This window comes from Nocardia speluncae NBRC 108251 (genome assembly GCF_001613245.1).
Lineage (GTDB): Bacteria > Actinomycetota > Actinomycetes > Mycobacteriales > Mycobacteriaceae > Nocardia > Nocardia speluncae.
Genome location: NZ_BDBZ01000037.1, coordinates 103,139 through 117,811 on the forward strand (window position 1 = coordinate 103,139; position 14,673 = coordinate 117,811).

At 66.8% G+C, this 14,673-nt stretch carries 11 protein-coding genes; 6 read left to right on the forward strand and 5 right to left on the reverse strand.

Annotated features, from left to right (window positions below; genetic code table 11):
* Positions 1–398: 398 nt before the first annotated feature.
* Positions 399–1,238, forward strand: a complete 840-nt coding sequence (locus NS6_RS28220; protein WP_068048044.1) for a DUF8832 domain-containing protein — start codon at positions 399–401, stop codon at positions 1,236–1,238.
* 42 nt (positions 1,239–1,280) lie between these two features.
* A complete protein-coding gene (locus NS6_RS28225) occupies positions 1,281–2,645 on the forward strand; it encodes an MFS transporter (RefSeq protein ID WP_068048047.1) in 1,365 nt (454 codons plus the stop codon).
* Positions 2,646–2,658: 13 nt separating this feature from the next.
* On the opposite strand, the gene NS6_RS28230 is transcribed toward NS6_RS28225, so the two are convergent.
* The gene (locus NS6_RS28230) at positions 2,659–3,633 is read right to left on the reverse strand and encodes a DUF2804 domain-containing protein (RefSeq protein WP_068048050.1); all 975 of its coding nucleotides are present in this window, start codon (positions 3,631–3,633) and stop codon (positions 2,659–2,661) included.
* Positions 3,634–3,746: 113 nt separating this feature from the next.
* Positions 3,747–5,192, reverse strand: a complete 1,446-nt coding sequence (locus tag NS6_RS28235) for a hypothetical protein (protein WP_068048053.1) — start codon at positions 5,190–5,192, stop codon at positions 3,747–3,749.
* A 145-nt stretch (positions 5,193–5,337) separates the two neighbouring features.
* On the opposite strand from NS6_RS28235, the gene NS6_RS28240 reads away from it, so the two are divergent.
* The gene (locus tag NS6_RS28240) at positions 5,338–6,564 is read left to right on the forward strand and encodes a hypothetical protein (protein WP_157112994.1); all 1,227 of its coding nucleotides are present in this window, start codon (positions 5,338–5,340) and stop codon (positions 6,562–6,564) included.
* A gap of 61 nt (positions 6,565–6,625) precedes the next feature.
* Here the strand turns inward: NS6_RS28240 and NS6_RS28245 are convergent, their stop codons facing one another.
* Entirely contained in the window at positions 6,626–7,381 is a 756-nt protein-coding gene (locus NS6_RS28245) for a class I SAM-dependent methyltransferase (RefSeq protein ID WP_068048058.1), read from the reverse strand.
* Positions 7,382–7,543: 162 nt separating this feature from the next.
* Here NS6_RS28245 and NS6_RS28250 point away from each other — a divergent pair, with 162 nt between their 5' ends.
* From NS6_RS28250 to NS6_RS28260, 3 genes are all read left to right on the forward strand, one after another.
* Positions 7,544–8,290 carry a hypothetical protein gene (locus NS6_RS28250; RefSeq protein ID WP_068048259.1) on the forward strand — a complete coding sequence of 249 codons (747 nt, stop codon included), beginning with the start codon at positions 7,544–7,546 and terminating at the stop codon, positions 8,288–8,290.
* A 208-nt stretch (positions 8,291–8,498) separates the two neighbouring features.
* Positions 8,499–8,939 (forward strand): DUF2267 domain-containing protein, encoded by a 441-nt coding sequence (locus NS6_RS28255; RefSeq protein WP_068048061.1) that lies wholly within the window; start codon positions 8,499–8,501, stop codon positions 8,937–8,939.
* Positions 8,940–9,039: 100 nt separating this feature from the next.
* Entirely contained in the window at positions 9,040–9,966 is a 927-nt protein-coding gene (locus NS6_RS28260) for a DUF5996 family protein (protein ID WP_068048064.1), read from the forward strand.
* 528 nt (positions 9,967–10,494) lie between these two features.
* Here the strand turns inward: NS6_RS28260 and NS6_RS28270 are convergent.
* Positions 10,495–12,828 (reverse strand): serine/threonine-protein kinase, encoded by a 2,334-nt coding sequence (locus NS6_RS28270; protein WP_168443485.1) that lies wholly within the window; start codon positions 12,826–12,828, stop codon positions 10,495–10,497.
* Positions 12,829–13,105: 277 nt separating this feature from the next.
* Positions 13,106–14,656, reverse strand: a complete 1,551-nt coding sequence (locus NS6_RS28275; protein ID WP_068048073.1) for a flavin-containing monooxygenase — start codon at positions 14,654–14,656, stop codon at positions 13,106–13,108.
* Positions 14,657–14,673 lie beyond the last annotated feature (17 nt).

Here is a 14,673-nt window from a genome sequence, read left to right on the forward strand (position 1 = left end):
TCGGCGACGAACGGCCGCATTCGAGCGGGGTTCGCAACCATGGGTACTGCTCGGTGCAGCGGGACGGGTGACGAATTCGATACCCCGAACTTATCGGCCGGATTCTCGTTGCGGGTAATCCTGCGGTATCGGAACGGAGTAGCACTCCGGTGTGAGATGGCCGGCCCGCCGCGGAACCCGGAACGGCCGCGGTGTCGGGCCGCTGTCCCGGCCTTCCACCACCGCGCCCATGCCGGCGGCCGGTCCGGCACATAGTCGGGGTGGTGTTCGCGCCACCCCGTTCCCGGCGGAGGACGGCCCTTCGGCGCTCGCATCGAACAAGGAAAAATCAGCACTTGCACATACCCCCTGGGGGTATTAATGTTTCCCATGTCGAACCAAGGACCCAGGAGGCCCACATGAACACCAACGCCCACGCACACCACTCACCAGAAACTCACGGCGAGCACGCGCACCACGCCCCGGCCCCCCACGCACACCACTCACCGCACGCTCCCGGCGGACACACCGGCACAGCCGCGGGCGGATTGCAGATCACCGAGGCGGGCTACACCCTGGCGCTCGAGACCCCGATCACGGCCGCCGGTGAGATCGACTTCCGGTTCCGGATCCTCGGCCCGGACGGCGCGGTGGTCACCGACTTCGCCCCTGTCCACGAGCGCGAGCTACACCTGATCGTGGCGCGCCGGGAGCTGACCGGCTTCCAGCACGTGCACCCGGTCCGCGACGACCACGGCACCTGGTCGATCCGCCTCGACGTGACCGAGCCCGGCGCCTACCGCGTCTTCACCGATATCGCACCCCGGGCGCTCGGGCGCACCCTCACCCTCGGCGCCGATCTCGCCGTCGCGGGCGACTACGTCCCTCGCCCGGTCCCCGCCCCGGACCGCACCGCAGCGGTCGACGATTACCACGTCACCGTCGAGGGCGACCCGGTGCCCGGTGTGGGCCGTACCCTCACCTTCACGGTCCACAAGGACGGTGAACCTGTCACCGACCTCGACCCCTACCTCGGCGCGTACGGGCATCTGGTCGTCTTGCGCGCCGGTGACCTCGCCTACGTTCACGTCCATCCCAGCGGCGAGCCCGGGGACGGCGTCACCCCGGCCGGGCCCGGAATCGACTTCCACACCGTGGTGCCCGGCCCCGGAACATACCGGCTGTTCCTCGATTTCCAGCACCTCGGGGTCGTGCGGACCGCCGCCTTCACCCTGACCGCAACACCCGCCGGCCACTGACCCGAAACACCACATTCAGCGCGCCCGGCGCCGGAGGATTCGATGATCACCTCACTGTTCGCCCACCGCGATTACCTACGACTCTTCATCGCCCAGATCTCGGCGTTGTTCGGCACCGGATTGACCACCGTGGCCCTGGGACTACTCGCCTACGAACTCGCCGGCGCCGACGCGGCGGTCGTTCTGAGTATCGCGCTCACCATCAAAATGGTCACCTACGTCACGGTGGCGCCCGTCGTGGGCGCCTTCGCGGATCGTATTCCGCGCCGGACTTTTCTGGTCGCCCTCAATATCGCTCGGGCGGGGGTGGTTTCGGCGCTACCTTTTGTCGACCAGGTCTGGCATATCTACGTGCTGATCGCGGTGCTGCAAACTGCCTCGGCCGCCTTCACCCCCACCTACCAGGCAGTTATCCCCGATATCCTCCCCGACGAACGCGACTACACCAGGGCACTGTCGGCCGCGCAACTGGCCGCGACCATGGAGACCCTGCTCAGTCCGATGCTGGCCGCGGCCGCGCTGGCCGTAATCAGTTTCCACTGGCTGTTCGTGGGCACCGCGATCGGTTTCGTCGTCTCGGCCACGCTCGTGGTGAGTACCCGTATCCCCGATGCCGATGCCACCGCGGACGGCTCCTTCATTCAACGCATCGCGGTAGGAATGCGGATCTTCACGGCCACCCCCCGGCTACGAGGGCTCCTCGCCCTGAATCTCGTCATCGCGGCCGCGGGTTCGATCGTTATGGTCAACACCGTCAACTACGCCCGCGATACGCTCGGTGGTGATCAGGCCGATGTGGCGAAACTGCTGGCGGCCAACGGTTTCGGAACAATGGTAATCGCACTGCTACTGCCCCGGGTCCTCGACCGAGTCGGCGCCCGCCCGGTGATGCTCACCGGCGCGGCAACCCTGGTCACCGGCCTCACCGCCGCCGGCGCCCTCTCCGCGGCCGATACCGGCGACTGGCGCCGGATGGCGGCGGCCGCCGTCTGGGCGACCATCGGGGCGGGCACCGCGGCCGTCCTCACCCCGACAGGACAGGTTCTGCGGCGCTCGTCGCATCCTGCGGATCGTCCCGCTCTCTTCGCCGCCCAGTTCTCGCTGTCCCACGTTGCCTGGCTGGCCACCTATCCGCTCACCGGTTGGCTCACCACCACCGCCGGACTCACCCCGGCCTGGATAGTTCTCGCCGTCCTCGCGACCGGCGCGGCCGCCGCCGCGACCCGCCTGTGGCCCCGCCACGATCCCGCGGAACTGACCCACCTCCACGAAGCCGGGACCATCGACCCCGCCCGCCTGACCGATGCCGTTCGCCTGACCGACCGCCTATACCAGCACACACACGCTTACGTCATCGACGCCGAACATCCGCGCTGGCCGGCCCGGCAGCACGCCCCGGCCGTATGACCCGAGCCGGAAGTCACCAGCGGTTACGTGTCTCCTCCGCCCAGCCGACCGCACCATCGAGGTCCAGCCAGCGGTCCTCGTCGGTGCGGACGCGGCCGTGGAAATGCCCGAAACACTGGTGGACGTCATTGGCCAGCACCAGCAGATCGGTTTTCGCCGTGCGCGTATGGAAAGGCCGGAATTCGGCGTCGACCCGTTTGCCGGTGATATGCCAGGGCCGCAACCAATTCTCGCGGTCGTAGTCCCACCGCAATTCGTCACTGATCTTGTGAACCCGGCCGTCCACCATGAGCGCGTTCTCGGTACTGCCGGTGCCTTCTGTCCATGTGCCACCGAACTGGACCCCGAGCCCGGGTTTGTAGCCCGCGGCCCAGTTCCAGTTGATGGCGTACGGCCACTTTCCGCGGCCGTGGTCCAGCACCGCGAAAGCGTCGTCGAATATGTACTCCCGCGACCCCAGCGTCAGCGACCCGGAGGCCGGCCGGCCCACATCCTTGACCGTGTACTGGAAGCGCCGGGAACTCCACGGCACGACCACGCCCAGGGATTCGTGGCCGGGCGGCAGTTCCGCCCGGGCCGACAGCCGCACACCGTTCGCACGGGCCTCGATCACCGTTGCGGACGCATCGTCGGCCAGTTCGATATCGACGCCGCCGCCGCGCACCGAGTTCACTCCTTCTCCGCTACGCTCCCCCATCACCGCTCCCCGCCCGAACGGCACCACCGCGTCCCGTGTGGTCTCTTCACCCGTTACCCGGTCGAGCACATAGATCCCGTGTACGCCGGCGTAATCGAGCGTGGACGCCACAATCCCCACGATATGTTCCGGGGTGACGATGCCCCAGTACTCCCAGCGTTTCCGGCGACCCCACCCGCGGAGATTCGCCCGGTGCAGGGGACGGCGCGTCCACCCGACAGCGGCGGGGTCGAGCCGGCCGTCCGGGCGGCACAGGTCGACAGGTTCGGTGATCTCACGTTCTGTTGCCATACCCGCCCGCGGCTCCTCGTGACTCGGCATCTACTAAGCAGCCGGGGACACTACTCGCCACGGCCGGCTGTACCGACAGCCAACGGCACCCGGTTTCCGGGTCCGCGGCCGGATCAGCCGGACAGATACTGCCCGTCCAGCGTGTAGTAGGCCGTGCCACCGTGTGCCTGGGTGTAGTCGACCTCGATCACGAATTCTTCTCCGCGATCCGAATCGAATCCGTTCCAGGAACCGATGGATGTCGTCGCCATCACCCGATCCACAGGATCGATACGGTAGCGGGTCATGGCGTCGTCACGAACGCGGGTGAGCATGCCCGGGTCGATATCGGCGAACCGGAAACCGGGAAGCGTGGCATCGCTGCCGGCATCGTCGGGAGCGGTGAACTCGCCGGCACCGGCACCCGTGCGGTAGATGATGCCGTCCCGGGCGAACTCGACCTCGAAGGAACCGGAGCGGCGGTCCCCGGTCCCGTCGCGTCCGAGAGTGATCGAGTCCAGCCGTGGGGCTTCGGCCGGAACCCCACGAGCCGTCAAAGCGGCATCCACCTGCTCCAGCGCCACGGCAAAATCGTCGGCCGGCCACCACGGCGCGACCGTCCCGTCCGGTAGTGCGTCCATCCAATATTCGGAGCCGTCGCCGAACCAGGTCTCCACCCGGAGCGGATAGGTGATACCGAAGATGTCCTCGGTATCACGCGATATCTCCATCCGGTTCGGTTCCCGTTTGTCCGGCGGCAGCATGGCCGCCGTCCGGGACAGCACATCCCGCGCCGAGAAGTCCTGCAATTCGGCCAGTGTGAAGGTATCCCGGGCCCGTTGCGGAGTCTGGGCGTCGCTTGCCTCCCAGCCATCGGCGCGGCCTTCGAAAACCCGTGCCCTGTCCCCGCCGAGATATACCCACACCTCGACGTAGGACTCGTTGACAGTGATATCCAGTATCGAATCCAGCAGCTCGGGTGCTTCGGCGCTCACGTGAGCCACCGCGTCGTCGTACCACTGCCACAGTGGGCGTTCATCGGGTCCGGCCACGGACAGCACGGCCGGCGGCGTCACCGACACCTCACTCAGATCCCAGAAGTCGCCGGGCGGCAGCAGCATCGTCGCCCACATCGCGGCAGCCGCCGCCAGTGCCGCCGGGACATGTCTGCGGACACCGCCGTGTTCGGTCACCGGCTCGGCGCCCGGCGTACCGACGGCTTCCGCCGGAAGTACACCGCGCCCGGTCCTGACAACCTCGGCCAACTGGTTGGCGGACAGGTTCGCACTGGCCTGGAAGCGGAAGGGCGTATCGCCCGGCGGCCGGGCCTCACCGGCAACGAGGGTCGGCGAGTTTCCGACGAGCGTGGTGGTCCGGTCGATCAGATCCACTTGCACCGGTACGGGGTCGCCCTCCGAAACGGCGATGGCCGACCGGACGAAATCGCTGACGACCAGTCCGATCCCGACGGCGGAGACAATCACCGCCACCAGCAGGAACCAGCCACCGGAGTAGGCGCCGATCGCGATCCCGCCGCCCACACAGGCGCCGCCCACCGCGCCGCGAACCAAGGAATTCACCGGCGCCCCTACAGATAAGCCGAGAATACGGCCCGCCGGAACTGCGGCAGAGCATCGAACATGGACCAACCATACTCGCTGCGCACCGCCACCGGCCGCGGTGTCGCGGTAACGTTTGCCGCATGCGCTCGACGATTCCGCGACCATGAGCACCTCCGCGAAGGGCTCGGCCGCGGCGCTGATCACCCGGACAGAATTCGGCACCGCCCCCGCCCGGGTCCGTACGAAGCTCGGCACAACGTTGCTCCTCGGCGCGGCACCGCTGCTTATCGTGCTCTCCCTGGCAGGCCTGGCGCCGGGAATCATCGCCGCTGTCGTCGGCGCCGCGGTAACCGGCTCACTCGCGCTGGCCGTCACCGGCCCGCCCGCCACGCGCCGCGCGGCCGTCCGTCTCGGACTCGTCGACGAACAGATCCTCATCGGCACCGATAACGCCGGGACAGCGGATTCCGCCGATACCGTCCGCCCGCTTTCCGAGCTCACCGGCCTCGAGCTGCCCCGCACGCCCGCCTCGGAAACCCATATCGATCCCGCGCGCAAAGACCTGCGCATAGAAGGCAGCCGATACCTCCGGTTGGCGTTCAGCGACAAGACGGTGTACCTGGTTGCGGTGCCCGAATCCGATCCCGTGGCCGCGGAGATCATCCGCCGGCTCCGGAAGGCATTGCCGGGCACCCCAGCCGAGGAAGGCGCAGCAGCGAAACCGGCGACGAAACCTTCCGCGGTGACCGTGGATTCCGGCGCACCTCACACCGAGCCGGCGAAACAACAACCGGCAAGCGTTGCGGGCACCGGCCGCCCCGATACCGGAAAACCTGCCGACGACCAATGGCATACCGAGCCCAGCTCATCACCCGCCGCCGATATCCGGCTGTGGGAGGCCGCGCGCGCCACCCACCGCCGGGTGCTGTCCGAGTACGGCGCCTATGAACTCGACCCCACTCTGTTCCTCCGCTACCCCGGCGTCACCGATATCACCCGGGATCCGGTGATGGACTTCCACACCGCCCTGGCGGAGGCGCAGGCGCTCGCCACCGACGACTATCCCGACGATGCCGGTTACGCGGGCCGATACCGTACCGCGGCCGATACGCTGCGGCGCACCTGGATTCGTTGCGAACGCGACGGAAAGGCCGCCGGAACAGGCTATCTGCACGAGAACGACCGCTCCGATCTCGACACCGCCGCCAAGCTCTACAACCACGCGCAGGCCACCGATCACACCGGCGAGAAGGCGTCCTATCTACGTAAAGCGCAGCAGATCATCGTCGATCTCGAGGCCCGCGGCCGGGTTCACCTCCCGCGCCCGGTCGTCGCGGCCATAGAGGCGCAGGTCCGGCTCGCCCTCGAACCCGGAACCGCGTCGAGCTGAGCCGCACGCCTCCGCAATCGGGCCGCTCCATGGGTAACGACTTCCGAGCCGGTCGGCGCGGTCAGGGTTTGATGGCCTCGACGAGGGTGCGGGCCGAATACGCGACGAAAGGCCCCTGCCGCTGGATCCGGTCGTGTAGCCCACGCAGCCTGTCGCGATAGGTGTCGACGGTGAACCCGGGAACCATCCAGACCACCTTCCGCAGGAAATACACCACGGCGCCGATATCGTGGAATTCCATCCGCAACCGCTCGGTGCGCAGGTCGGTGATTTCCAGACCGGCCGCCCCGGCAGCGGCGGCCTCGTCGCCCGGTTCCCGAGCCCGCCGAGCTTCCGGCTGTGGGCCGAGGAAATATTCGACCAGTTCGAACACGCTCGCCGGCCCGACATGCTGAGCGAAGTAGGTCCCGCCGGATTGCAGCACCCGGGCGATCTCGTCCCACCGGATGGCCGCCGGATGCCGGCAGGTGACCAGATCGAACGCCGCGTCGGCGAACGGCAGCGCAGCCTCGTCGGGGGTAGCGACGACGACCGCGCCCCGCGGGTGCAAGCGGGCGGTGGCCTTCGCGATGTTCGGCGGCCACGATTCGGTGGCCGCCATGGCCGGCGGGAAGTTTTCCGCCTCGGCGAGGACTTCACCGCCACCGGTCTGGATGTCCAACGCCGCGGTGGCGGTCTTCAGCCGGGCACTCATCAGCCGCTGGTAGCCCCACGACGGGCGCACCTCGGTGGCCCGCCCGTCGAGCCATGAGAAATCCCAGCCCGTGACGGATACCGACGCAGCCTCCCCCACGAGGTCCTGAAAAGTCCGGTTCATATGGCACGAGCCTGCCATCGGCGCCCTCCGAGGTCGACCGATTTCCGGCCTTCTGGCAGACACCGAGACGGCGCCGCCATGGGATTCCGGGGCCAACGGGCCGCCGCGGGCACGAGTACGCTGGTCGGCACTGTGCTCCGTCGACCGAAGGAGTGCGAAACGATGGAGTGGTTCCTGATCGCCGCGGTGGTCGCCGCGGTAGCACTGACCCTGGTGTGGCGGTCCCGGCAGCGCGAACAACGCGCGACCGAGCTGACAGACGCACTCGCCGACGCCCGCCGCACCAACGAACGGCTGGGTGGGCAGATCTACAACCTGACCGGCACGAACACCGCCGCGAAACAGGCGCTCGCCGATGCCGCGGAACGCCATACCGCCGCCGGCGGCCAGCTCGACCAGGCCGCATCCGCTGTCCAGGCGCACCTGGCGAAACAAACCGCCGTCGAGGGCCTGTACTACATCCGCGCCGCCCGTATCGCCATGGATATGGACCCCGGCCCTTCGGTGCCCGAACTCGAAGGCCGGGTAAGCGCGGGCGAGGTCAGCGAAGACCGGGAAATCGACTTCGAGAACCGCCGGATCGCCGCCTCACCCCGCCCCTCGTCCGCGACACCGAACTACTACCCCGGCGGACGCGTAGCCGGCCGCCCGGTACCGGCCGGCTGGTACTCCGAACCGTGGTGGCGACCCGCCATGATCGCCGGCGCCTGGGGTATCGGCTCGACGCTGCTGTTCACATCTTTGTTCACCGGTATGGCGGGCGTCGGCTACGGCGCCCAAGGCTTCGAGAACGGCTACGGCGAGGGATTCCAGGACGGGCTCTCGGCCGGTGACCAGGGCGCGGACCCCGCCGGCGGCGACTGGGGCGGCGACGCCGGCGGCGGCGACTGGGGCGGATTCGACTTCTGAGCGGCCATGGAGGCAGGAATCGAATCCGCGAGCGATTTCAGGGTTCATCCGGCGCGATTCCCGCGGCGCGCGAAGGAGATACCGGTTGCGGCCTGGGCCCGAGCGCCCGGCTCGAGTGTTCGCGCCATGGTGGCGGCCCCGGCTCACGCCGTAGAATTACCGCATAGACCAGCGCATCGGACCGGCCACCTGGAAGGCAGGCAAACCAATGACGCATCATCATGACCCCCTCGCCGCCGGCACGCACACCGCCCATATCTGGCTGCGTGCCGTCGCCGACGATATGGGCACCGAAGATCTCACGTTCGCGCTGCGTGCACTGCGCGCCTGGATGCACACTGTCCGTGATCGGATCAGCGTGGCCAATTCCGCACATCTCACTGCTCAGCTACCGGATTTCCTGCGCGGGATCTGGTACGAGGGGTGGGTACCGAGCCGGGTGCCGGGAGCTCACGGTACTGCGGACTTCGTGGACGATTTCGCGGAGCGGGCCGGTATCTCCGTGGGCGATGTTCCGTTCACGGCAGGCTGTGTGACCTCCGCACTGGACCGGATGATGTCGCCGGGCCAGATGAACCATATATTCGCCGTGTTCCCGGACCGCTTGTCCAATGTGCTCCGCGGCGCGGAGTCGTTCGCCGGAGCCTGATATGCGGCGGCGACCGATACAGGCATAGTTCGAGCCCACCAACTCTGGGTGCTGTCCGGGCAGTCGTCCCCGGCCGGTTACCACAGTCGAAGGGAGCGGTATGCGCAGCACATCGCCGAACCAGCTCTGGCCGGTCCTGCGGGTGGACGAGTGGACCGATACCCGCGACACATTGCATATGTGGACCCAGATCATCGGCAAGCTCCGTCTGGCGCGTGCCCCGATGGTCAATCACTGGTGGAACGTTCCCCTGTATGTCTCTGCACGCGGTCTGACCACTTCGGCCGTCCCTTACGAGCACGGGGTGTTCGATATCGAATTCGACTTCATCGACCACGAGCTGCACATCCGCATCAGCACCGGCGCCCGGCACCGGATCAATCTGGAACCCAAGTCCGTGGCCGCGTTCTACGCCGAAGTCATGGCCGCCCTGAATGCACTGGGTATCACGATCCCGATTCTGGGCCGGCCGGTCGAGGTCGAACCCGCGATCCCGTTCGCCGAGGACACCACGCACGCCACCTACGACCGGGACCACGCATACGCCTTCTGGCGTCAACTCCTGGCTGCCGACCGCGTCCTGAACCGGTTCCGCGAGTCGTTCATCGGCAAAGCCAGCCCCGTACATTTCTTCTGGGGTGCGATGGACCTGGCCTATACCCGCTTCTCCGGGCGGCCCGCCCCGGTCCACCCCGGCGGTGCCCCGAACTGCGCAGACTGGGTCATGGTCGAGGGCTACTCCCACGAACTGGCCAGTACCGGATTCTGGCCCGGCGGCTCGGCCGAAGGCAGTTTCTATGCCTATGCCTACCCTGAGCCCGCCGATTACGCGCAGACACCGATCCGGCCGGAGGCGGGCTACTACGATTCCGCGATCCACGAGTTCCTGCTTCCCTACGAAGTCGTGCGCACCGCCGACGATCCCGAAGCCACCGTGCTGGAGTTCCTCCGATCCACCTATACCGCCGCGGCCGATGGCGGCGGTTGGGACCGGGAACGCCTGGAAGTCCACCCGGCCGCCACCTGAGCGCACCGGTAGGCAACGAACGGCTGCCTGCGTATCACAGGCAGGGGCAGCCGGCGGCGGATCCGGCCGTACTCGATCCGATGAACGACACAACGCAGTGCAAGTCGCTGCCCGGGGCAGCGGGTTACCGCCCGGAACCCCGGCGGATGGAGCCTTGTGCCTGTGCGCGGCCCGCCGACGGCTGCGCACAGCTTGTCGACCGGAAGGGCGTACTCGGCCCGCTCCACACATCTAGGATGAAGCCCTCATATCGAACTCCAGCTCAGCTGAAAGGTATTCGATGACGAAACCCGGCTCGAAATTCTTGATCTCCGCTCTCGGATTCGTTGCGCTACCACTGATAATGTCCGCACCGGCCGCCGCGCAGGGTTTGCCACTGACTCCCGCCGTGACCGATTCGGCAACCGCAGTCGATGCACCCCCACCTTGCGTCAACTATCCCGGCAACATCCCGTGCAACCTGTCGACATTCTCGAGCTCGATCGGCGTGGGCCACTGAACGGACGCCGGTGCCGCAGGCGTGGACGGTCAGAAGATTCGCAGGTTCCCGACATAGACCTTCCCGCCTACCGAAACCGGCATGTATTCGCTGGTGATCTCCCATGCCTGACCGGAAGCGTTCCACACCTCCAGTGAGTGGCCCGCACCGGAGGTTTCGGTGGCGACGGCGATGTTGTTGCCGTCGGTGCCGAGTGGCGTTGCTTCCGGTACGTAGCCGGGAATCACGTGTTCGCCGGTGTAGGCGTCTATCACCCGCCCCGAATCAGAGGTGATGATCAACGTGCCGATACCGCGCAACAGCAGCTCGGAACTGTCCTCGGCGCCGTAGGATTCGTTCTCCCACAGCACCGTCCCGGTACGCGGGGCGATTCCCGCATAGGTCGTCTTGTTCCCATCCATTTTCATGACGGTCGGTACCGATGTCTCGGCTGCGGTTTTCTCGAACGCGGTCGGCAGATGCCGGCTCGGCAGCCACCCGCCGGCGATCTCGCCGGTCTCGGCGCCGTTGCGGTCGTAGATCTCGGGCGTGGAACCGCGCTCGGCGAGGACGAATCCGTCGACGAAGACATTCCAGTGATCGGCACCGATCTCCTCGACCGAATCGCGCCGGAACACCTCTTTCCCGTCTTCGAGCCGGATCACCCGGAATTCCCATTTCGACAGCGGTCGAGCCGGAGCCGGTGCGGACTTGATCACCGCCAGCCGGGCCGCGCCGAAAACGTCGATCCAATGGTGAGGTTCGAGCGAGGGCCGGGAATCGGGCCAGCTGATCGCCGGAAGTTCCCCGCCGTCCGCGCCGATCGACCGCAACGTCGGCGGCCAACCGTCGTCGGTGCTGTCCACGAAGACGAACCGATCACCAGCGGCAGTCAGATCGAAAACATGTTCTCTCGAAGCAATGGTGGTGATGATCCGCCCGGCGACGAGATCGATGACCACGACCGCATCATCCGGTACCGACGCACCTTGCAGAGAGCAAGCAGCAGCCGCACGGCTTTCGACGACGACGCAGCGGCCCAGGTTTCGCTGCGCTGTGTCCACCGGAATCGGCGCGGTACCGTCCCGGAGCCGACCGGTGTTCGCATCGACGATATCGAGGTAGTCGATGGTGGTTCCCTCGGCCAGGCGTACCTCACGGTTGACGAGAACGATCTCGGAGTCGCCGCCGAGCACTTCCGTATCCTGAGTCTCGGCACCGGGTGGTCCGGGGGTTTCTTGCAAGGTCCAGACAGGGGTGCCCGGTCGCGTATCCAGCGCCGGCAGGATCGGCGTCACAGGACGGCGGGGCAACTGTGCGGCTTCCCCCGCGACGGCGTCCTGTTGAAATGCCCACACCCCGAGCACACCGGCAACGACCAGCACCGACACGGCAGCAAGCGCTGCGATGAGCACCCCGGTCCGGCGCCGAGTCGCACCGGGTTCCGGGAGAGCCGAGCCCGGCGGCGGGTTTCGGTGGTGCGGTGCGCGGACGGTCGTCGACTGGTTGACAACCGTTGCCACATAGCGGCCGGCCGGCGATTGCGGCGGCCGCAGCGCGAGTGTATTGGCGAGGGCGGCCGCGAAATCCTTACTGCTGGGAAAACGCTCTTCCGGAGTTTTCGCCATCGCCCGCGTCAGCACCCGATCCACGTACGGCGAAAGATCGGGCCGCCGCTCCCGCACACTCGGTACCGGCTGCTGCGCATGAGCCATGATCACTGCGACCGGATTCGTTCCGGTGAACGGCTGCACCCCGGTCAGCAGATGAAACGCGGTGGCAGCCAGTGCATACTGGTCCGATCGCGGACCGACCGGTAGTCCCTGCATCTGCTCCGGAGACGCGTAGGCGACGGTGCCGACGGTCAGGCCGGTCCCGGTGAGATCCGAAGTCTCCGGCCCCATCCGGGCGATCCCGAAATCGGTCAGCAGGTAGTGCCCCGTACCCGCAAGCAAGATATTGGCGGGTTTCACATCCCGGTGAACCAGCCCGCGCGCACCCGCATAATCGAGCGCATCCGCCACCTCGGCGACAGCGCGCACCACATCGGTAACGGCTATCCCGGCCGGCGCGGCCCGCAGCAACGCCGACGCGTCGACACCGTCGATCAGCTGCAACGCGATCCATAGTCGCCCGTCGAATTCGCCACGATCGTGCACGCTGACGATACCGGGATGCGATAACGACGCCGCAAGATCGGCCTCCCGCTCGAAACGACGCCGGTACGAATCGTCATACGTGAGCGGCGCGGCAAGCACTTTCACCGCATCCGACCGGGGCAGCCGAGGATGCCGGGCCGCATAGACCTCCCCCATACCACCGGCGCCGAGCAGCCGTTCGATGATGTAACCGGCGAACACCGATCCGGGCGCCAACGCAGCCAACGTCCGATACCTCCCATATACGCCGGTGCGATGATCACACCGCATCCCGGACCCACAGGCAAACCCGCGCCCGGATCGAGCGGACAACCCGGACTTCATCAGGGATCAAGTGCCGGCCGCGCCGGAGGAGAATCTGCTCCACACACGGCTCAGAGCAGCCGCATAACCCCTGCGCAGCAAACGTGACGCGGAGCCGGGCGGACCCCTGTGCGTATCGATCGGAGTTGCCCCGCGCCGTTGCACTCTGCGTTGCACCTCGAGTGGAGCCGGGGGTACATCACCCCCCGACTGTGGGAGGGAACCTCAATTCCGCATCGAAGTGATAGTCGCTGAACGGAAAATGTCTGCCACGCCAGCGTGTTTCGAGAGCACCGGCAGGACGGAAATAGGGCATGTCCCCCTGGGAGTTGCGGTAATAGGTTCGAATGCCCTTGTTTTGCGTGCCGACGTAGTGCCGAAGGACCTGACCGCGCCGGCAGATCTCGGCATGGTAGGCGGCGTGCGCCTTCTCGCTCACCTCGACAGTCGACGCCTGCCGGCGCCGGGCCTCCACTATCGCTCGAATAGCGTGTGATGCAGTTGTTTCCACCATGCCGTGCCATCCGATATCGGCCATCGCGTACGGTCCGACCAGCATCCAGCGGTTCGGCAGGCCGGCTACGGCGACACCTTCGTAGGCCTGTAACCCATGGGCGCCGAAGAACCGACCGAGGTCGAATCCGTCCCGCCCGACGACGGTGCCTTCGGCGTAACTTTCCGGATCGGTGTACATCTCGTAGCCGGTTGCCAGCACGATGACGTCATAGTGATGCTCGGTGCCGTCGCCGGCCCGGATGCCCTGCTCGGTGAACCGCTCGATATCGTCGGTGACCAGGCGAACGTTGTCGCGATTGAACACCGCCGGATATCCGGTCGACAAGGTGGGTCGCTTCGCCATGGGGCCATAGCCGGGTGTCAGTGCGGCGGCCGTTTCGGGGTCGTCGATGATCCGCCGGAGATACGCTCGGTAAACCCGCTTGGCGAAGGCATCGAATGCGGCCATCAACGGTTTCGCCACTGTCAAGGGCATAATCGTGGCCAGTCTGGCAATAGGTTCCAACCCCAGCAGTAACATCCCGCACTGGGCCGCTGCCACGCCCGGCACCCGCAAGGCGGCTTGGAACCAGCGTGGGACCGGGAAGTTGGGTTTGGGTATGCACCACACAGGTGTGCGCTGGTAGACGTCGAGCTGACCTACCTCGGGCGCGAGCGCGGGCGTGATCTGCACGGAACTCGCGCCGGTCCCGACCACAGCCACGCGCTTACCCGACATATCGTGAGCATGGTCCCAGGCGTCCGGGCGCTGCACCGGACCGGCAAAATCACCGAGACCCTTTATGCCATCGACCTTGGGGCGCAGAAAGGCGCCGACCGCGCTGATCACGAACCTGGCCGTGATGATCTCGTCGTCAGCGGTGTGCAATGCCCATCGGCGGTGTGTCTCGTCCCAAACTTCGCGAACGATCTCGGTGTGGAACCGTAGATGCCGATAGAGACCGAAGCGGCGGGCGACATCCTGGTGATACGCCTGAACCTCGCCACCCGCCGGGAACGCCGTCGGCCAATCGGACTTGCGAGCGAACGAGTACTGGTAGACGAGCGCCGGTACGTCCACACTGATCCCCGGGTAGGTATTGTCGCGCCAACTGCCACCGACCTCGCCCGCGCGTTCCAGGATGGTGAACTCTTCGATCCCCGCGCGTTTGAGTAGCACACCTGCCGCGATGCCGCCGGGACCCGCCCCGATCACCACGATCTCGTGATCGGGGCGGGTTGTCCTGGTGCTCATTGCGTCTCCTTCACTGA

What these genes read in the sequence shown, in the direction of transcription:
- NS6_RS28220 (WP_068048044.1), top strand. Translation starts at nt 399, where the DNA reads ATGAACACCAACGCCCACGCACACCACTCACCAGAAACTCACGGCGAG.
- NS6_RS28225 (WP_068048047.1), top strand. Translation starts at nt 1,281, where the DNA reads ATGATCACCTCACTGTTCGCCCACCGCGATTACCTACGACTCTTCATC.
- NS6_RS28230 (WP_068048050.1), bottom strand. Translation starts at nt 3,633, where the DNA reads ATGGCAACAGAACGTGAGATCACCGAACCTGTCGACCTGTGCCGCCCG.
- NS6_RS28240 (WP_157112994.1), top strand. Translation starts at nt 5,338, where the DNA reads ATGAGCACCTCCGCGAAGGGCTCGGCCGCGGCGCTGATCACCCGGACA.
- NS6_RS28245 (WP_068048058.1), bottom strand. Translation starts at nt 7,381, where the DNA reads ATGAACCGGACTTTTCAGGACCTCGTGGGGGAGGCTGCGTCGGTATCC.
- NS6_RS28250 (WP_068048259.1), top strand. Translation starts at nt 7,544, where the DNA reads ATGGAGTGGTTCCTGATCGCCGCGGTGGTCGCCGCGGTAGCACTGACC.
- NS6_RS28255 (WP_068048061.1), top strand. Translation starts at nt 8,499, where the DNA reads ATGACGCATCATCATGACCCCCTCGCCGCCGGCACGCACACCGCCCAT.
- NS6_RS28260 (WP_068048064.1), top strand. Translation starts at nt 9,040, where the DNA reads ATGCGCAGCACATCGCCGAACCAGCTCTGGCCGGTCCTGCGGGTGGAC.
- NS6_RS28275 (WP_068048073.1), bottom strand. Translation starts at nt 14,656, where the DNA reads ATGAGCACCAGGACAACCCGCCCCGATCACGAGATCGTGGTGATCGGG.